Genomic DNA, 18,408 nt, shown 5'->3' on the forward strand with positions numbered 1-18,408 from the left:
ATTTATTCGGCAAAATCTTGATACTTACCTCCTAAAGCTTCAACTATTGTTTTAGTATTAGTAACTAACATCTTGAGATAACTATCTCCTTCGCTACCTGGCGCACCAATAGAATCTGAATAGAGTTGTTGTGATGCAAGTTGTACTCCTGCTTCTTCGGCTACAGTTTGTATTAGTTTAGGATTAATAGTTGTTTCAGCAAAAATTGCAGGTACGTTAGCTTTTTGAATTGAATCTGTCAGTTGCTTAACCGTTTGTGCGCTTGGTTGTTCTTCCGTACTAATACCGATTAATGTCCCAATGATTTTTAAATTATAAGCATGAGCATAATATTGAAAAGCATCATGAGTAGTTACTAATTTCCTTTGTTCCTCTGGAATGGTTGCAATTTGTTGATTAATCCAACGATCTAAACGTTCTAATTTTTTGGTTAATTGTGCTGCATTATTGGTAAATTCTGCTTTATCTTCAGGAGATAATTCACTCAAGCGATCGCGTATAGCTTTCACCATTAAAATAGCATTTTTGGCATCTCCCCAAACGTGAGGATCTGGTTCTTTTTGTCCTTTATATTCATAGTCTAAGGGTTTGACTACTTCTCCGACGGCAAATTTCTCTGCTTGATTTCCTGTCGCATTCATCATCTTAATCAAACCAGGTTCGAGATTGTAACCGTTGTAGAAAATTAAATCTGCTTTTTCTAAAGCAATATTATCTTTAGGTGTAGGTTCGTAGACATGAGGATCGCTACCAGGTTGTAAAATTCCTTGATGTTCAATTTCATCTCCTCCTACTTGAGTGGTTAAATCTGCAATGATTGTACTGGTAGAAACTACTCTAGGTTTGTCATTGTCTCGTTCCAAGTTATTACCTGTTTGTGCCTGACAACCTCCTAACCAAACTCCAACTAAAATTCCTGCTGTTAATAACCAGCTAAATCTCTGACTAAATATCGATCCTGTTTTCATATTGCTTTAGATATAAAGTGTATAAGCTCATCAGCAATGCCAAATGCTGATTTTTAACCAATAAATTAATCAACATCACAGTTTCAGATTGGGTTTTTCTTTCTGCCTTAGCTAAACAAATATCTATCTCCTGACCTTGACATTTTTTTCATATTTCTTTCATAATGTTTATCATAATCTTTTCATAATTGAAAGTGATTGTGATTGAATTGTTTGATGGAACTTAGATGTAAACAATTAACTAAGGAGAGAAATATGAGTTACAGTGGCGCAATTGCAGTTAATAATTTAGGGGTTTGTTACCGCACAGTAGAAGCGTTGCGCGACATCTCTCTCAATCTCCTGCCAGGAAAAGTGACGGGAGTATTTGGTCCTAATGGTGCGGGAAAAAGTACTTTAGTTAAAGCGATGTTAGGTTTAATTCCTGTCAATGTAGGTACAGTTTCTTATGATGGACAACCGTTACAAAACCATCTAGAGAAAGTTGCTTACGTACCACAGCGATCGCAAATTGATTGGACTTATCCCGTTACTGTGTGGGATGTAGTGATGATGGGAAGAGTGAGAAAGACTGGTTGGTTTCGGCGTTTTTCTTCTCTTAGTCGTCACCAAGCTACAGATGCATTGGAAAAAGTTGAAATGATTGAATATAAAAATCGTCCTATCGGTCAACTTTCAGGGGGACAACAACAACGAGTCTTTTTAGCGCGATCGCTTGCACAGGAGGCAGAAGTATTCTTTTTTGATGAACCTTTTGTTGGGGTGGATCAAAAGACAGAAAATATTATTTTTAATTTATTTCATGAATTAGCTGATACAGGCAAAATTGTAGTTGTAGTTAATCACGATTTGGGAGAATCGATTACTAATTTTGATGACTTAATTTTACTCAATAAAGAATTAATTGCTTTCGGTCAAAGACAACAAGTTCTTCAAGAAGAAAATCTTCAACGTGCCTATGGTGGAAAGGTGAATTTTTTTGTTGATCGATAATAGTTTAACTCATACAATTAATCACCATACTGTTACTTCTATAAGATAAAGTCCGCTTGAATAGTTACACATAGAATTTTATTGGCTACAAAATCTAAATATAATGCAATAAAAATATGGATACCCTAATTCTTGATTGCCAATCAATCGAATTAACCGACGAACAATTTTATCAATTGTGTCTAAATAATCGTGACTTGCGTTTTGAAAGAAATGCAAATGGAGATTTATTAATTATGTCCCCTACTGGTGGAGAAACTGGTAATCGTAATGCTGGAATTACCGCACAATTATGGGTTTGGAATGAGCGAGATAAATTAGGTAAAGTTTTTGATTCTTCCACTGGTTTTAAATTACCTAATGGTGCAGATCGATCGCCTGATGCATCATGGATACCATTAGTTAAATGGAACTCTCTTACCTCCGAACAAAAACAAAAGTTTCTGCCTGTGTGTCCCGATTTTGTGATTGAATTACTTTCCCCTAGTGATAAGCTAGCAAAAATTCAAGAAAAGATGCAAGAATATCTTGATAATGGCACTAGGTTAGGTTGGTTAATTAATCGTCGAGATCAACAAGTAGAGATTTATCGTCAAGGAAAAGAAGTTGAACGTTTAGACTTTCCAAGCAGCTTATCAGGGGAAGATGTCTTGTCTGGATTTATGTTAGATCTCGAATCTATTTGGTAGTTTCAAAATAAATGTTAGAAGCTCTACTCGAACCTTTACAATATAGTTTTATGCAGCGATCGCTGGTGGTTGCCATTATTGTTGGTATTATCTGTGCGGTTGTTGGTAGTTATTTAATGGTGCAAAGATTAGCATTACTGGGAGATGCTATTAGTCATTCTGTTTTACCTGGTTTAGCGATCGCTTATTTAGTTGGATTTAATATTTTTATTGGGGCATTTATTGCAGGGATAATTAGTACTATTTGTATTAATATTATTCGCACACGGTCTAATCTTAAAGAAGATACGGCGATGGGAATAGTTTTCTCGGCATTTTTTGCTTTTGGTATTACTTTAATTACAGTTATTCAAAAAGATAATAAAATCGATCTCAATCACTTTTTATTTGGCAATATTTTAGGAGTTACTGCTAGCGAGGTAATTGATACTTTAATTATTGCTGTTATTGTTGTTTCGGTTGTTTATTTTCTCTACAAAGAACTTTTATTTTATAGTTTTGATCGCCTAGGCGCACAAGCAGTTGGGTTACCAGTTCATTTGCTTGATTTGGGTTTAATGATGTTGATTGGTTTAACCATTGTAGCGAGTTTAAAAGCAGTAGGAGTAATCTTAGTTTTAGCACTATTAATAACACCAGCAGCTACGGCTTATTTATTAGTAAATCGCTTGCATCAAGTCATGTTTTTAGGAGTTGCGATCGCAGTTACTTCTAGTATTACAGGAATGTATTTAAGTTACTTTTTTAATCTTCCTTCTGGTCCTGCTATTGTTTTAGTTGCTTCAGGAATATTTTTGCTTGCTTTATTATTTAGTCCAACTCAAGGAATTTTAACTAATCCTACTTCTAATCAACAGCGATCGCCATTAATTAAAGAATTAAAAAAAATCTTTCAATCTCATCATTAATTATGATTCAAAATTAGAAATAGTAATTTAAATATAATATCAAGTACCGATAAGTACTTTAAATAAAATTTCTCTAATTCTCTATATTCCTAAGTTCCCAAATCAATACTATTTCATGTTTAATTAAGTGGAGTTACTGATTAGGCGGAGAGCTTTAATTAATATTATTCTCCAAGAAAATAAACAATCAAAATACATCTCCGTCTTGTTTGCTTTTAGATGTTAGCTGAACTAATTTTGAATTCTAACTATTCAAAATCAAGCTATAGCAATTCTTAGACTCATGAGGTACACCATGAGCAGTTACTAATTACTAATTATGAGGGATGAATAATCAACATAAGCGAAGCGCACTACCGTAGGTCTCAACCAAAACCAAAATGTTGATTCTACTTCACAACTATTAGAAAAGCTATAAAACTAAAGATATTTTTTTAACAACAAATCTAATTTTTGTAACGTAGGTTGAGGTACTTTATCTAAAGCCGTTAATAAAGCATATTTTAAAGCAGAATGTGCTGCTGATTCAGGAGGATTAATACTAATTCTTTTAACAGTTTCTTGAATTACCTTTTGGGCATTAATCGCATTACGTTGTAAATTAGCAATTACCATCTCAACTGTGACACTATCATGATCGCTATGCCAACAATCATAATCAGTTACTAAAGCTAAAGTTGCATAAGCAATTTCTGCTTCTCTAGCTAATTTCGCTTCGGTTAAATTAGTCATCCCAATTACCGTCGCACCCCAACTACGATAAAGATTAGATTCTGCTTTAGTTGAAAAAGCAGGGCCTTCCATGCAAACATAAGTACCACCACGATGCAAATTGACTTCGGGTAAATCTAAAGAATCTACCGCATCAGCAACTATCGAAGCTAAATTAACACAAACAGGATCGCCAAAAGCAATATGGGCAACTAATCCTTCACCAAAAAAAGTAGCGACTCGGTTTTTAGTGCGATCGATAAATTGATCTGGTACAACTAAATCTAAAGGCTTAACTTCTTCTTTAAGAGAACCTACTGCCGAAGCTGAGATAATGTATTCTACTCCCAGTTGCTTCATCGCATAGATATTGGCACAAAAAGGCAATTCTGAAGGTAATAAATGATGATTACGTCCATGACGAGCTAAAAAAGCGACAGTTGTACCTTCTAACTTACCTACAATTAAAGCATCTGAAGGAGAACCAAAGGGAGTATCGATGGTTATTTCTTCGACTTGTTGAAGTGCTTGCATTTTGTATAAACCACTGCCACCAATAATCCCAATTTTTGCTTGTGTCATAGTTTCAAGTCATCCTTTTGTATGAATTTCGCCCAAATCATTGTACGAGAAAATTAGCTGCTTCAGAATTTCTGGTAGATTGTTTTTAACCTTCTTGGGCAATTAATACCAGGGGCATCATTTCATTTTCGGGAATTTCTGAGAGACTAGCTATAATTTTGTCCCGAATTAATTCAGTAAGGATTTTATTAATGAAATTGATTTCAGTACGATTATCATATTGATAAATTATTTCGTAAATTCGTTGCTTTTTGGCTACTTTGGGATTTTTTTTGTCATAGACATTTTTACTTTTTTTTCTGACATAAATATTTGGTTTTTCCGAGCGATCATTTAACTCTGCTACATAATTGCTCCAATAAAGTTTATAAATTTGATAATTGGGTTTTTGATATAGTTTTAAACTAGGTAAATAAGGAAGATAAAGTGAATAAAAGTCTTCTTCCTTTTTGATTCTAAAGTAACCCCAAGCTTTTTCTTGTTTGTCAAAAAGTTTATTAATGGCTAAAGAAAGACAAGTAAGCTCTAACTCTTGTAAGTTTAGACTGTTAACAACCATAAAAAATTAATTAAATAAATAGCTCAATTAATATATTAATATATCAGGTTTGTTTAAACAGTTAAATATTGTAAGCTGCATATTCTTTTAAAGCTTCTGCCTGCTGAAGGAGCAGTGATAAATTTCAAATCGAGTCCGAAAACAATCTTCATCTTTACTGATCCTGCCTTTTTTTAATCAATAACTTAAATACGTAAAGGCAAATTTTTTTTAAGTAATTATCCAAATTTAGTAGAAAATATATTTTTGTAGTTCAATGACTAAAATTAAAATAACAATACAAATTATGAAATAAAAGCCAAGTAATTAATTTTAAATAAGTTGCTTAGTTTGCCAATAATATTTTTATAGCACTTATTCCCATTTTTCTTGATAAGTAGAAAGTTTCAATTGTTGTTCTTTGTTTGTTTTAGTCTCAGCCTGGATTTGTTGACTAATTCTAAAAAACATTAAAGTTAAAATCAATAAAACTACTAAACTATCTAATCCTGATGGATTTTTAGATTGCTCGCTAGTTAAACCTGTACCTTGATAATCCAATGCAACTAAACTGTTATCTATAGTCTTGAAACTATCAAGTTCGCTTTGAAAATCTACTTGCCAATAAGAATTAATTGAATTAATTAAATTACTACGGTCTTGTTCTAAAGTCCGAATCACAAATTGCAAATTGTTAGTCTTTAAATCATAGTTGAATTTTTCAAATTGAATCTCTTCCTTTGGTTTAATTAAGTCAAATACAGAAAATATTTGTGGTTGAAGTTCGCTTTGGGATACAATCATTCCTTCAAAACTTTTGACTTCAGTGAGAGATATTTTGTTATCTCCATTAAGATCTTTAGCTTGAAATTTGCCAGCAAGTTTGATTTTCTCCAATCCATTTCTGTAATCGCGAGAAAAATTAAAATAACTACCAAAGGCAGGCTTACTAATCCCTAAACATAGCAATAAACTTGCTACTGAAATGGGAATAGCAGAAGGGAAAGTAATTCCCCAATAATATTGAGATGTCATAGACTACAATTATGTTTACACCAATTAAAAATATAAATAAATTATAAATTAAGTATTTCTTTTATGTAAACTTACTGAACTTAAGTAACTTTTATGAAAGGAATAACTATCTTCCTAACAAGTTGGGGATTCCTTCACAGCCACCAGGAATTGTCATTCTAGTTTTTTCTCCTCCCCAAGCACAAATATAATAACGTTGTTCTTCACTAAGTCTTCTCACTTCGGTAAAATTAACTCTTTCGATCACTGCGCCCGTATATTCACCAGTTTCATAGTTAGGAACTTCAGTACGACTACGAGGGCTAGCAGTTTCTGCCGAACCATAAAACAAACGAGTACCTTTTAAATCAGCACCGCTAAGATTGGCATCATATAAAATAGTTCGCGACAAATTGGCTTTAACTAAATCACAACGAGTTAAATTGGTTCTAACCATGTTAGCTTCGCTGAGATCTGTCCAACGTAAATCTTGAAAAGCTAAGTTAGCTCCTGCTAAGATTACTCCCAAATCAATTACTCGGACTCCATAGGGACGATCCTCCGCATAACTACCACTACCATCGAGAATCGCTCTACCTAGAAGACTATCGCGTTTGAGAGGAGTTAATAAACGAGCTTGAGATAAAAAACGTAATATTTTAGCCTTACCAGAAGCATCTACACTAGACATAATTGCTGCGGTACGACCTTCAGCGATCGCTCTTTCTTGAGGCCAATCTTCGAGTAAACCTTCTTCGCTTAAAGCTAAATCGGAAATACCTTGAAAATACGCATCGATGGTTTGTTGTTGAGTAATGCGGTTTTGTTGAATAGTTAAATCTCTAGAAATAACGTACTGCGCCCAGGCAACATATACAGCAAGAATGGCAATTGAAATTTGTCCCAAAGCACCAATCCATTCTGCCCAAGAACCAAATTCATCGTATTTAAAGTTAGCTAGCCAATCACTAATATTATTGTAAACACCCAAATAATTTAACAATCCTGCGATCGCTAGACTAAAACCAAGAAAAGCCAACAGATTCTTTCTTTCTTGAGGAGTTAATAATTTTAACCACAGATCGTAGGCACCACTAATAACCGCACCCAAAGAAAATAACAACGCACTGATAGAGCCAATTATTCCCAACCAAGAGAGCTTTAAAAATAATCCTATCCCCATCACAACTAAAGCGAGCGCAATTAATTGAGACTGAGATAAATTCAATTGTTGAGCAATAGTCTTTTTATTCGGATTAATAATAAAGTGTCTTGAGGTAGAAATTGTTTGATGCTCCAATGAAGAGGAAGACTGAGAATCTGTTTGATTTCCATTGGTTGATTCATCACTAACATTAGTATCAGTCTGAGAATTAGAATTGGGCGGTTCAATCATCCTTGGTGATTTTTTGAAGATTAAAGGAACAAACTTCTAAATTATCTTACTTTTCTATCTAGACTCTTGATTCAAAAGTAAAAAGTAGCAATCAACTATTAACGATCAACAATCAAAAAAAACCCCTATCGAACGGATGTATCTCATCAAAGCGAGAAATGCTATATGTATTGTTACATTAATAATTCCTGTCGCAATCGATAGATAATTGTTTTTGAGTCTACTTGAGCAAGAATATCAGCGATTAAAGTTGAAGCACCCAAAGCTCCCCAAGTACAGCCTTGCTGTAGATATACTTGAGCAATTTTACCAATCGCATAAGAGCCATAACCAGCGATCGCACCTTGTAAACTAGCAGTTGTGGCAAAAGCAGCAAAAGCACCAGGACTTTCAAAGGCACTAGTAAGAGCAAAACCACTTTTTCCAATCCCTAAAATTAGATTACTGCCGATTTCTCCTAATAATAAAGCTCCCGAACTAGCAATAATTCTGCGCCAAATATTACTAGCTTCATAACTAGTAATTGGTAGTCCATATAATCTCGCTAAAGCACGAATTAAAGCTAAATCTGCTACAAATCCCCCAAAAATATCCAATAAAACAATAGGATTAACTGCAACCACTAACGCTTTATATTTAGCGTATTGCCAAATAATTGCTTCTGCTTCTTCCTGTCTAATTTCTACTGTTTTTTTAGCAATATTTAACTGAGCATCACGAGCTTGCACTAAGGCATTTAAAGCCAAAAGCGATCGCCCTTCACGATTGAGTATCCTTAAAATTGTTTCTTTTAATTCGTCAATTTGAGGAGGCGGAGTTTCCCACTGAGTAGTAACACTACCGTCGGCTGCTTCAATTCTGACTTGAATTGGTTGGGGTTTAGCTGCTACCATCACAATTTCGTCAGTTGAGATCAAATGTTCTATACTTTCTCCACGATTAACCGCATTTTGTTGTTGTAGTTGTTGATAAATCTCTTCTCGGTCGGTTTGCGGATACAGATCGACTTTATTAAAGACAAGAATTAAAGGTTTTTGACTACGACGTAATTGACATAAAGCCTTGTATTCGGTACGGGTTATATCACCAGCTACCACAAATAAAATTAAATCAGATCTTTGGGCTACCTCCTGAGCCATTTGAGTGCGTTGTTCCCCTTCAATTTCATCCAAACCAGGAGTATCAATAAACTCAACCTGTACTTTCCCACTAGGAGGAGTCCAACGTAGCGATTTAGGCCAAGTAGTTACACCGTGAATTGGCCCAGTTTCCAGAATTTCTTGTCCTAACAACGCATTAATAACTGAAGACTTGCCACAACTTACCAAACCAAAAGTTGAAATCCGAATTACCGTTTGGTCTAATCTATCCAATGCTCCTTTTAAAGACTGTAAATCTTTTCTAACGGCTGCTTGTAATTCTGGATTGGGGGGATAATTCCAATGACGGCGAAAGCTAGTATACCAAGAAATAGCTTGTTGTAAGCTAGCACGGGCTTGATTCAAATGGGTTTCTTGAGCGGAAGAAGTTTTAGTCATCTAAGATGATGGATAAATTTCTAAAAGATGCTGACTGAACTAAATTCAGGTACTTGTGCTTCCCGAAGGGTGACGGAACGTCTTGTCAGTGTAGTCACAGTTTAGCCAAACTCAGACAAAAATTTCCAGAAATAAAGTATGCGTTCATCTTTTTTTGTAAATTGTCAATATATCCTAATCGTCATGAAAATTTAATTCCATATAAAAATTTACATTGTCAATATTCAACAAAGCTAATAATAACTAGGGTGATAATCTTTCTATCTTCCAATTTCCTTCTGGTTGAAGAGTGTATTTTAAACGGTCATGGAGGCGATTAGGACGACCTTGCCAAAATTCAATTATTTCTGGTGACACCCGAAACCCACCCCAATGAGGAGGACGAGGAATAGGCTTTTCTTGATATTGTTGAGCCAAATCGTTTAGTTTGCGATCGAGGACTTGACGAGTTGGAATTACTTGACTTTGATCCGAAGCCCAAGCACCCAGTTGGGAATTAATCGGACGACTTTGAAAATAAGCATCAGATTCTTCAGCACTTACCTTTTCTACCCTACCTTCAATTCTTACTTGTCGTTCTAATTCACCCCACCAAAACACCAAAGCAGCCCAATTATTTGCCGTTAATTCTCTACCTTTGTGACTGTAATAATTGGTATAAAAAACAAAACCCCTGTGATCAAAACCTTTAAGTAAAACAATCCGTGCCGAAGGTTTTCCGTCAGGAGTAGCTGTAGCCAAAGTCATGGCATTAGGTTCGAGTAGCTGTGCTTCTACTGCTTGTTCAAACCAAATTGCAAATTGAGCGATCGCATTTGGCTCGACATTACTTTGATTTAGCTCGGCAAGAGTATAATTTTGACGTAAATCAGCAACAGATAAATCCATAAAATTTTATTTCCGCCATTAAAATTGAACAAGCTCTATTCCCAGCTTTATTTTATTAGGCTATGATTCGATTTACAGCTTTTTTACCTCTACAAATTCAATTTGGTGTGTTATTTTTTTTTATCTCTTGAGCTTAAAATTCTTGAGCCGGTCATAATACTTTACTCAGTCATAAGTTAGATTATGTAGTCTGTTTCTAACCAATCGTATATACGGTCTAATTCTTCAAGAGTTACCAAACCATACTGCCACAAAATCATTGGTAACGGCCCAAGGTTTTGTTGGGCGGTTTTCTGGACAGTTTGAATCGAGTCAGAAGATAAAGCTAATTCTTCTTTGAGAAATTTAATAAATTTGTTGTATATGGCAGGTGTCATATCTTTCACCTCCTAGTTTCATAAAAGTTAACTTAATTACATTACTGTTGCAGCAACAGTTTTACATTCAATTGTCTTATTGTTGATGTTAAAAGATCACTTGCCAGTGCTGCTAATCACAAAGAAACAAAATTTTAAATATTTCTTATATAAGATACTGATAATTCAAAAATGGGACTTCTATCGAAAGTTATTAAAAAAGCATTTCTTATGTTTGGCTTAAGATAGATGTAAATGTTTTGATAATTATATTTAAGAAAGCAAATTTACTAATTATTAACTTTTTATTTTCGTTTAATTGATAGTTGGTTTTTGTTATTTTCCTCCCCAGTTAAAAATTTAATTAACAACTACGAAAAAAGTGTGATTATTAAGTTGACGCAGTGAACGCAAGACCTGTCTGTTTAAGGTGGAGTAAGGTTCACAGTCTAACTGGGGAACGCCAGTCCGTGCCGTCTCCGCCGTTGAACGGCTTCGAGGTAACCTCGAAAGGCGGAGTACCTGCGACTTAAATCATAAACAATAAGACTTCAAGCAATAAATTGTTGTTTAAACAAGATTTTTGAGGATTTACATTAAATTTATAGTTGCTATAATAGTCAATCATTAACCAAAAATTGCTATCCGAGAATATTTAGGTCATTTTATAGCATAGATTGGTTATTTCCATAAATTTTTTAGATAATTAAAGATTTTAATAAGGAACAAAATAGTTCAAACCTTTGATTCCTTAAACAGTTTTTTAAATTAATCATGTTTTAAGAAATCAAGGCTAAAATTTAGCCTTAAAACATAGTTATTATATTAGGCTAGCTCTAGTTTTTTTTTTAATTGGATTTCTTCTCTTACTGTGGTGTTGGTAACTTCTGCAAATAATCAAGAAAAGCTAATAATTCCTCATCATTAAGATGAAGACGCGATTTTTTGCCATAATGGGCTTTGAGAAATTCTTTTCCAATTTCCTTTGTCCATCCTAAACGTTTCATTTCTCGATCAGTTTGATCAATGATTTCATTAAAAGTAATCTCTAAGATTTCTGAATTATTGCCCGAAGATAAAGGTGCGGTTTGCTGTTCAAAATCATTGTCTTCTAATAATTCATCTTCAGCAGTTGATTCAGTTGAATTAACATCAAACAAAGATGGAATACTATGGGAGGAGCTAATAGTTTCAGAGTGTGGTAAGGATTCTTCGATAGGAAAATTTATTGTCTCATTATCTTCTTCAAAAGTTGTTTGCTCTTGAATTTCAATCACTGAATCAAAAGAGTTGTAATCGTTATTTTGGGGAGAAGTATTGATCGATGGACTGACTAGGTTAAGGGTATCTTGAACACTTGCTTCTGTTTCCAAAGAAAAAGAAGTTTGAGATGTTGGTGAAGTAACTTCCTCAACCGTCTCCTTAACTTGTAAATTTTGTTCGATGAAAACTGGTTCAACAATTTGTTGTTGTTTTATATCAGTTTGAGGTTTTTGACTTTCTTTCAAGTCTTGATTGTTATTTTTTGCTAATACACTTTTTTCCATTACTAAAGTAGCTAAGGCTCTTTCTCTAGCTCGATCCTCTGCCATTTCTACTGTTTGGGCAGCAGCTAGTCCAGTGGCTACAGTTTTTCCTGCTACTTTGACTGAAACTTTAACAATATAATTACCGTGGTCTATAGTTAATAATTTACTAATCAAACTACCGTCGGGATAAAGATGGCGAAATTGAATTAACATCAGCTTATTTTGATTGTCTTTAGTACTAATTTACTATTAAATCTTTAACTTTTAAAACAAATTTGCCAATAGACAGAGAAAATTTAAAATAGATACAGGCTAGTTACAAGCTAACTCACTATTTTTGTTCCTAGCATCTTCAAGAACTTAATTTCTCGCTTAGAGAAACTGTGAGTTAGATAGCTACAGCGAACAACTAAACTGGATAAGTTGATTTGACGTATACCTTGAGATAAACCACTATTGTATTTTAGCTGCGACTTCGCGCTACAGCTAAATCTGATTAAGGAAATTGTCATCAGTAGTATCCAGCAAAGTTGTATCTTGTAAGGGGTTTGTACGCCCCATCAGCCGATAACTGAGTGAACTGCGTTCCGTCCTACAAGGCAGAGTACTGTTCACTAGCGGTCACTGAAGAAGCGTTAAATGTAAAGAGTCGTCTCTGTCTTTCAACGCTAGACGGGGCGGGGCTTTCTGGGTATTACCTGGTTAGGACTACAACTTTTTGGTTGGTCAACCCTGTACCTCGTCAAGTCTTGAGAGTGACTCAATTGCGGTTTGCTCAAGCAGTAACTTAATTAAAGCGATCGCGCTTATGATACTAATCTTTGACGCACTCCGTGTTTGTAGTTCTATCTCAAGAGTAAATCTACTTGATGATCGTTCAATAGAGTAGCACAGCAGTGCTAGCACTTATTAAATCTTAGTGGAATCAATAACTTCAACTGAAAAGGAACACTATACATGGATTTTTCAATCGCTACAATTCTGGCTCAATTTGTAGATGACAAATTAGTCGCAGCAAAGAATCTAGAAAAAAAACTAGGTTGCGAGGATGAGGAAAGTATTCAAAAATTACAAATTGCTTTGGATGCTTTAGAAAAAATTGGGATTTTAACCAAAGAAAGAGGAAAATATCGTCGCTTATACGAAAATGATGTAGTAGAAGCCAAACTACGTTGTTCGAGTAAAGGATTTTGTTTTGCGATTCAAGATGAAGAAAATGCTGATGACATCTATGTCAGGGAAAGTCATTTAAGTAATGCTTGGAATGGCGATCGCGTCTTGATTAAAATTATTAAAGAAGGTAGTCGTCGTCGTTCTCCTGAAGGAGAAGTCAAGTTAATTTTAGAAAGAGCTAATCCTTCTTTACTGGCTACAGTTAATGCTGTTGACAGTAGTTATCGTGCTACACCGCTTGATGATCGTTTATTATTTGAATTAGATCTCAAGCAAAATGGACAAGATTTGGCGGAAGCTGTTGAACATCTAGTTCATGTTTCAGTTTTGCGTTATCCCATCGGACAGTATCCTCCTTTAGGAAAAGTTACCAAAATTCTGGGTAGTGATGCGGAGGAAGCTTCGGATGTTGATATTGTTTCTTGTAAACACGATTTAGTTCAAAATTTTACCGAGTCAGCACTAAAAGCAGCATCCTCTTTACCAACCAGAATTCCTGCTGCTGAGATTAAAAAACGATTAGATCTGCGGGATAAATTAACTGTTGCGATCGAACCAGAGACGGAAGAGGACAATCCTTGGATTGAAAATGCTTTAACTTTAGAAAAAACGGACAATGATAATTGGCAATTAGGAATTCATATTGCTGATGTGGCTCATTATATCGAACAGGATTCTCCTTTAGACCGCGCAGGTAAAAAACGGGTTACCGCAATTAACCTACGAAAAAAAATCTTACCCATGCTGCCCGAACAAGTAGCGAAAGTGTGTTCTTTAATCCCAGGTAAAGATCGTTTAACTATTTCTGTTTTAATTGAAATTAATAATCAAGGGGAAGTAGTCGAATATTCGATTAAACCTTCGGTAGTTAAAGTCGATCATAAAATTACTTATAATCAAGTACAGTCTTTACTAGGAGAAAAAGCTGAAGAAGATGAAAAATCAGCAGCTTTAGGCAATCTTTTTAACGAACTATTTTTTAATGTAAGTCCTTTAATTAAAGCACAAAGATTACAAAGAGGAGGGTTTGAAATTGCTACTCCTGAAATTTACAATCTATATAAAGATGAAGGTAGATTGGGAGTGATCTTAACTTCTTCTACCTTACCTGTTCGTTCTTTATTAACTGAATTAATGGTTTTAGTAGGTAGATTAGTTGCCCAACATCTCCAAGCTTTACAAGTACCAGGAATTTATTGTACTCAACCAGAACCAGATGTTGATGAGTTGGAAGATTTACTCAAACTAGGCAGCAATTTACAACTACGCTTAGATTTAGATGCCGAAGGAGATGTTACGCCCCAAGATTATCAAGCTTTAACTCAAGAATTTAGCAAGTCTCCCGAAGCAATGGTACTCAACTACATTTTGCAAGGAACATTTAAACCAGTTAAATATAGCACTAAACCTGCTGCTCATTTTGGTTTAGCTTATAGTGATGGTTATACTCACTGCATTTCTCCTGGACAAAGATATGTCGATCTTTTGATTCAAAGAATTCTCAAAACCGTCTTTGAATACGGCCGCGATCGCCGTCATAGTCGAGCTAAAACTGGTGTAGATTTATTTAGTAGCAGCAGTCATGGTGAAATTAATTGGAATGTTTTACCACCTCAGATGCAAGAGGAAATGGAAACTGAATTACACGCCGTAATTCCTCATCTCAATGACCGCGAAAAACTAGCCGAAGATGCAGAAAAAGACTTAGATGGTTTGAAAAAAGCCGAGAAAATGAAAGAAAGAACTGGTAAAATTTTTGAAGGTTTAATTACAGGCGTACAATCCTACGGATTTTTTGTAGAAATTGAAGACTTATTAGTAGAAGGATTAGTTCACGTCAGTTCTCTCAAAGATGATTGGTACGAATATCGTTCTCGTCACAGTTGTTTAGTCGGCAGAAAAAACCGCATTGCTTATCGTTTGGGCGATCGCGTAGAAGTAGAGGTGAAAAGCGTTGATTATTACCGTCAGCAAATCGATTTAGTTACTGTTGGTGGTGGTTCAACTGCCAGTAATGCCGATTTAGAAGAAGAATAGTTGCTAATTTAAACAATAGGGGGCATTCCAAGACTTGAATAAAAAACTAAGGATGAAATTAATATGTTCTGTTCAATTTCAGTCTTAGCCCCTTTTAATGGTATTTGCCCAAAAGCAATCTAAACAAGCAATAATAAACACAATGACTCAATCAATCCTAGAACAAGTAATCGATCTAGCCAAACAAAAAGGTATCACAGCAGAAGCTTATTATCGTGCTAGTCAAGATACACCGATTGAATTTGCTAATAATCGCTTAAAATCACTCTCTACCAAAGCTTCAGAAGGAATTGCCCTTAGAATTATTGCTGATGGACGTTTAGGTTTTGCTAGTTCAACCGATTTAACTAGACTAGAAGAATTAATTGATGCTGCGATCGCAACTGCTACCATTGGCGATCCGATAGAATTTGCTTTTGCTGAAAATTTTCATCTCACCACTCCCGACAGTCATTATCAACCACCAACCACAGCAAGTTTAGTAGAAGTGGGAGAAAACTTAATTGAAAAAGTTCATCAATACAATCCCGAAATTTTAGTAGATGTTAACTTTGGGATTCGTTCTAGTCAAACTAAACTCGCCACTACTACCGATGTGTATACCGAACGTAGTAATCATGTAGTTAGTGCCAGTCTATCAGGAAACTTAGTTCGAGGTGAAGACTTTTTACAAGCTTACTCCTATGATGTGACAAGCGATCGTGAACCAGATTACAATCAAATTCTAGATAAATTATTACAAAAGTACCAACGAGCCGAACAAACAGCAACCATTAGTAGTGGTAGTTTTCCTGTGATCTTTACACCAATGGCTGCTGCTTTTACGATGGGAAGATTGTTTGAAACTATCTTTTCTGGTCAAGTAATAGCTCAAAAAGCTTCTCCGTTAGTAGATAAACTAGGAGAAAAATTATTTGACGAACGTTTAACAGTCATTGAAGATCCTACCATTGGTGTTTCTGCTTGTGCTTTTGACGACGAAGGCACACCAACGAGTAAAAAAGTTTTGATTCAAGCAGGAGAAGTTAAACAATTCTATTGGGATCGTCTTTGGGCTGCTCGCACGGGGTTACAATCTACAGGCAATGGTTTTCGTGGCGGATTATCTCGTCCTAATCCTGATTTAGTCAATCTCTGTTTTACGCCTGGCACAACTTCTGTGGCAGATCTGATTGCAGGAGTAGAAGAAGGAATTATTATCGATCAAGTTTTGGGTGCAGGACAATCTAATGTATTAGCAGGAGAATTTTCTGTCAATCTCGATCTAGGCTACAAAATAGAAAAAGGAGAAATTGTTGGTCGAATTAAAAATACGATGGTGGCAGGAAATATTTTTGAAGCTTTTAATCATTTAATCGATTTAAGTAGTGAGACAGAATTAATCGGTGGTGGTTCAACTGTTCCTTATCTTGCCTTTTCTCAATTAGGTGTTGCCTCGAAACAGTAATCAATTACTAATTACTAATTACTAATTACTAATTACTAATTATGAGGGATGAATAATCAACCATTAACAATCAATTATTATCAGTAATCAGTCAGGAGGTTTGAATGGAGACAATGAAACACAAAAAACATCCTTTAGTATTCTTTTTACCTTTAATTTTTTGTCTTTTAACTTTCTTGACTGGTTGTGTTCGTTATGATGTCGGAGTCAATTTTGACCATCCTCAAAAAGGCAGTATTGTTCAACATATAAAAATCGGTGAACAACTAAGTAGTTTAAGCCAAGCAGAAGCTAAACAATGGTTAAATAGTATTGAAGACCGCGCTCGTCAATTAAGAGGCAAAGTAACTAAAATTAACGCCCAAGAAGTTATAGTTACTATTCCTTTTAGTAATGGTAAAGAATTAACCAAAAAATTTAATCAGTTTTTTTATACTCCTAATAGTAAACTTAATAACTCGATCCAATCTGATAGTTTAGATTTAGTTAAACTTAATTCTTTATTAACTTTAAAACAAAGTAATTTCGTATTTTTCGAGCGTGCTAATCTTAATCTTACTGTTGATTTACGGGCTTTAGGAGTGCTTTCTAATCAAGGCAAAATTATTGTTAGTCCTGGTTCTTTAATCGATTTACAATTTCAACTCAATACGCCTTTATTTGCTCGTAGTCTTACTGGCAATAATTTACTTGAACCAATTAATCATAGTCAAGGAAAACAATTAATTTGGCAATTACAACCAGGTCAAATTAATAATATTAAAGCTGTGGTTTGGTTACCTAGCCCAATAGGAATTGGTTCATTAATAATTGCTTTATTAGCTTTAGGTGGTTTTTATTTGAAATATAAGCGTTTACCTGGAGTGGTTAAGGTTTAATTAAGTAACAAGTAACAAGTCAAAAATTGATCACTTGTCACTGGTAACTGTTCACTGATAATGGTGTACCTCACCAGCTTGGAAAATCCTATAAATTTATTTATGTAATAAATAGGTAATAGACGTAGCACCGCGTAATCTCTACAAATGAATCCAACAAACCTTAAACCTTTTTATTTCAACCAATTATCCGTACTTGATATAACTCCATCTGTGTTCACCTGTGTTTATCGGTGGACTTATTTTTAAGAAAATTAAAAATCAATTAGTTCTAATCGCATTTCATTATTAGCAACAAAGCCTAACTTTTCATAGATTGGTTTACCATGAGGTGAAGCATGAAGAATTGCTCGCGTACAACCAAGAGATTTTAAATAATTAATGCTTTCATTGCTTAGTTTACTGGCAATTCCCTGACGACGATAAGCAGATTCAACATAAACATTCCAAATATAGCCATAGTAACGATATTCAGGTTTAAAAGGAGAAGGATACAAACCGGCAAAAAGCTGACAGCTAGCAGAAGCAATTATCTTTCCTTCTATTTCTGCAACAAAAGCTTGAAACAATAATTCTTGACGTGCGTGATCAATAAACTTGAGTGTTACTTCTAACCAATCATCTCGAATCAAGTCTGGAGACACTTCATTATCTAACCAGAGTTGATAAAAATGTTGTGCTATCACGCAATCTTCTTGATTTGTTGCTTTTCTATACATCAATTTGATTTCAAGCTTTCTCCTAATAATATTTCTCGGTGCGG

General features: G+C 34.8%; 16 protein-coding genes. 6 read left to right on the plus strand and 10 right to left on the minus strand.

Annotated features, from left to right (window positions below):
* Window positions 1-2: 2 nt before the first annotated feature.
* Window positions 3-968, minus strand: coding sequence for a metal ABC transporter substrate-binding protein (locus STA7437_RS03870; protein ID WP_015192066.1), 966 nt, complete (start codon window positions 966-968; stop codon window positions 3-5).
* Window positions 969-1,223: 255 nt separating this feature from the next.
* Between STA7437_RS03870 and STA7437_RS03875 the strand changes: the two genes are divergently transcribed.
* The 3 genes from STA7437_RS03875 to STA7437_RS03885 all read left to right on the plus strand — a co-directional run bounded on the left by STA7437_RS03875 (window position 1,224) and on the right by STA7437_RS03885 (window position 3,558).
* Complete coding sequence (locus STA7437_RS03875) at window positions 1,224-1,961, plus strand: metal ABC transporter ATP-binding protein (protein WP_015192067.1); 738 nt, start codon at window positions 1,224-1,226, stop codon at window positions 1,959-1,961.
* A 116-nt stretch (window positions 1,962-2,077) separates the two neighbouring features.
* On the plus strand, window positions 2,078-2,650 hold the full coding sequence (locus tag STA7437_RS03880) for a Uma2 family endonuclease (RefSeq protein WP_015192068.1): 573 nt from the start codon (window positions 2,078-2,080) through the stop codon (window positions 2,648-2,650).
* Between the two features lie 11 nt (window positions 2,651-2,661).
* Entirely contained in the window at window positions 2,662-3,558 is an 897-nt protein-coding gene (locus STA7437_RS03885) for a metal ABC transporter permease (protein ID WP_015192069.1), read from the plus strand.
* Window positions 3,559-3,978: 420 nt separating this feature from the next.
* Here STA7437_RS03885 and STA7437_RS03890 read toward each other — a convergent pair whose 3' ends face one another.
* The 8 genes from STA7437_RS03890 to STA7437_RS03925 all read right to left on the minus strand — a co-directional run bounded on the left by STA7437_RS03890 (window position 3,979) and on the right by STA7437_RS03925 (window position 12,323).
* The gene (locus STA7437_RS03890) at window positions 3,979-4,851 is read right to left on the minus strand and encodes an S-methyl-5'-thioadenosine phosphorylase (protein WP_015192070.1); all 873 of its coding nucleotides are present in this window, start codon (window positions 4,849-4,851) and stop codon (window positions 3,979-3,981) included.
* A gap of 85 nt (window positions 4,852-4,936) precedes the next feature.
* A complete protein-coding gene (locus STA7437_RS03895) occupies window positions 4,937-5,410 on the minus strand; it encodes a hypothetical protein (RefSeq protein ID WP_015192071.1) in 474 nt (157 codons plus the stop codon).
* Window positions 5,411-5,764: 354 nt separating this feature from the next.
* Window positions 5,765-6,424, minus strand: a complete 660-nt coding sequence (locus tag STA7437_RS03900) for a hypothetical protein (RefSeq protein ID WP_015192072.1) — start codon at window positions 6,422-6,424, stop codon at window positions 5,765-5,767.
* A gap of 106 nt (window positions 6,425-6,530) precedes the next feature.
* Window positions 6,531-7,799: a pentapeptide repeat-containing protein gene (locus tag STA7437_RS03905; RefSeq protein ID WP_015192073.1), complete on the minus strand. Its 1,269-nt coding sequence runs from the start codon at window positions 7,797-7,799 to the stop codon at window positions 6,531-6,533.
* A gap of 173 nt (window positions 7,800-7,972) precedes the next feature.
* On the minus strand, window positions 7,973-9,337 hold the full coding sequence (locus tag STA7437_RS03910) for a GTP-binding protein (protein WP_015192074.1): 1,365 nt from the start codon (window positions 9,335-9,337) through the stop codon (window positions 7,973-7,975).
* A gap of 243 nt (window positions 9,338-9,580) precedes the next feature.
* Window positions 9,581-10,225 (minus strand): pyridoxamine 5'-phosphate oxidase, encoded by a 645-nt coding sequence (pdxH, locus tag STA7437_RS03915; protein WP_015192075.1) that lies wholly within the window; start codon window positions 10,223-10,225, stop codon window positions 9,581-9,583.
* Between the two features lie 176 nt (window positions 10,226-10,401).
* Window positions 10,402-10,602, minus strand: coding sequence for a DUF2949 domain-containing protein (locus STA7437_RS03920; RefSeq protein ID WP_015192076.1), 201 nt, complete (start codon window positions 10,600-10,602; stop codon window positions 10,402-10,404).
* A gap of 845 nt (window positions 10,603-11,447) precedes the next feature.
* Window positions 11,448-12,323 (minus strand): hypothetical protein, encoded by an 876-nt coding sequence (locus tag STA7437_RS03925; RefSeq protein WP_015192077.1) that lies wholly within the window; start codon window positions 12,321-12,323, stop codon window positions 11,448-11,450.
* Window positions 12,324-13,067: 744 nt separating this feature from the next.
* Here STA7437_RS03925 and STA7437_RS03930 point away from each other — a divergent pair.
* From STA7437_RS03930 to STA7437_RS03940, 3 genes are all read left to right on the plus strand, one after another.
* Entirely contained in the window at window positions 13,068-15,320 is a 2,253-nt protein-coding gene (locus STA7437_RS03930) for a ribonuclease R family protein (protein WP_015192078.1), read from the plus strand.
* A gap of 142 nt (window positions 15,321-15,462) precedes the next feature.
* Window positions 15,463-16,767, plus strand: a complete 1,305-nt coding sequence (locus STA7437_RS03935) for a TldD/PmbA family protein (RefSeq protein ID WP_041619741.1) — start codon at window positions 15,463-15,465, stop codon at window positions 16,765-16,767.
* Window positions 16,768-16,871: 104 nt separating this feature from the next.
* Window positions 16,872-17,645: a DUF3153 domain-containing protein gene (locus STA7437_RS03940; RefSeq protein ID WP_015192080.1), complete on the plus strand. Its 774-nt coding sequence runs from the start codon at window positions 16,872-16,874 to the stop codon at window positions 17,643-17,645.
* A gap of 254 nt (window positions 17,646-17,899) precedes the next feature.
* Here STA7437_RS03940 and STA7437_RS03945 read toward each other — a convergent pair whose 3' ends face one another.
* Window positions 17,900-18,364 (minus strand): GNAT family N-acetyltransferase, encoded by a 465-nt coding sequence (locus STA7437_RS03945; RefSeq protein ID WP_015192081.1) that lies wholly within the window; start codon window positions 18,362-18,364, stop codon window positions 17,900-17,902.
* Window positions 18,365-18,408 lie beyond the last annotated feature (44 nt).

This window comes from Stanieria cyanosphaera PCC 7437 (assembly GCF_000317575.1).
GTDB classification, from domain to species: Bacteria; Cyanobacteriota; Cyanobacteriia; order Cyanobacteriales; family Xenococcaceae; genus Stanieria; species Stanieria cyanosphaera.

Coding starts and splice junctions, on each gene's coding strand:
- STA7437_RS03930 (WP_015192078.1), top strand. CDS start 13,068: ATGGATTTTTCAATCGCTACAATTCTGGCTCAATTTGTAGATGACAAA.
- STA7437_RS03905 (WP_015192073.1), bottom strand. CDS start 7,799: ATGATTGAACCGCCCAATTCTAATTCTCAGACTGATACTAATGTTAGT.
- STA7437_RS03900 (WP_015192072.1), bottom strand. CDS start 6,424: ATGACATCTCAATATTATTGGGGAATTACTTTCCCTTCTGCTATTCCC.
- STA7437_RS03945 (WP_015192081.1), bottom strand. CDS start 18,364: ATGTATAGAAAAGCAACAAATCAAGAAGATTGCGTGATAGCACAACAT.
- STA7437_RS03920 (WP_015192076.1), bottom strand. CDS start 10,602: ATGACACCTGCCATATACAACAAATTTATTAAATTTCTCAAAGAAGAA.
- STA7437_RS03880 (WP_015192068.1), top strand. CDS start 2,078: ATGGATACCCTAATTCTTGATTGCCAATCAATCGAATTAACCGACGAA.
- STA7437_RS03925 (WP_015192077.1), bottom strand. CDS start 12,323: ATGTTAATTCAATTTCGCCATCTTTATCCCGACGGTAGTTTGATTAGT.
- STA7437_RS03940 (WP_015192080.1), top strand. CDS start 16,872: ATGGAGACAATGAAACACAAAAAACATCCTTTAGTATTCTTTTTACCT.
- pdxH (WP_015192075.1), bottom strand. CDS start 10,225: ATGGATTTATCTGTTGCTGATTTACGTCAAAATTATACTCTTGCCGAG.
- STA7437_RS03885 (WP_015192069.1), top strand. CDS start 2,662: ATGTTAGAAGCTCTACTCGAACCTTTACAATATAGTTTTATGCAGCGA.
- STA7437_RS03870 (WP_015192066.1), bottom strand. CDS start 968: ATGAAAACAGGATCGATATTTAGTCAGAGATTTAGCTGGTTATTAACA.
- STA7437_RS03890 (WP_015192070.1), bottom strand. CDS start 4,851: ATGACACAAGCAAAAATTGGGATTATTGGTGGCAGTGGTTTATACAAA.
- STA7437_RS03875 (WP_015192067.1), top strand. CDS start 1,224: ATGAGTTACAGTGGCGCAATTGCAGTTAATAATTTAGGGGTTTGTTAC.
- STA7437_RS03895 (WP_015192071.1), bottom strand. CDS start 5,410: ATGGTTGTTAACAGTCTAAACTTACAAGAGTTAGAGCTTACTTGTCTT.
- STA7437_RS03910 (WP_015192074.1), bottom strand. CDS start 9,337: ATGACTAAAACTTCTTCCGCTCAAGAAACCCATTTGAATCAAGCCCGT.
- STA7437_RS03935 (WP_041619741.1), top strand. CDS start 15,463: ATGACTCAATCAATCCTAGAACAAGTAATCGATCTAGCCAAACAAAAA.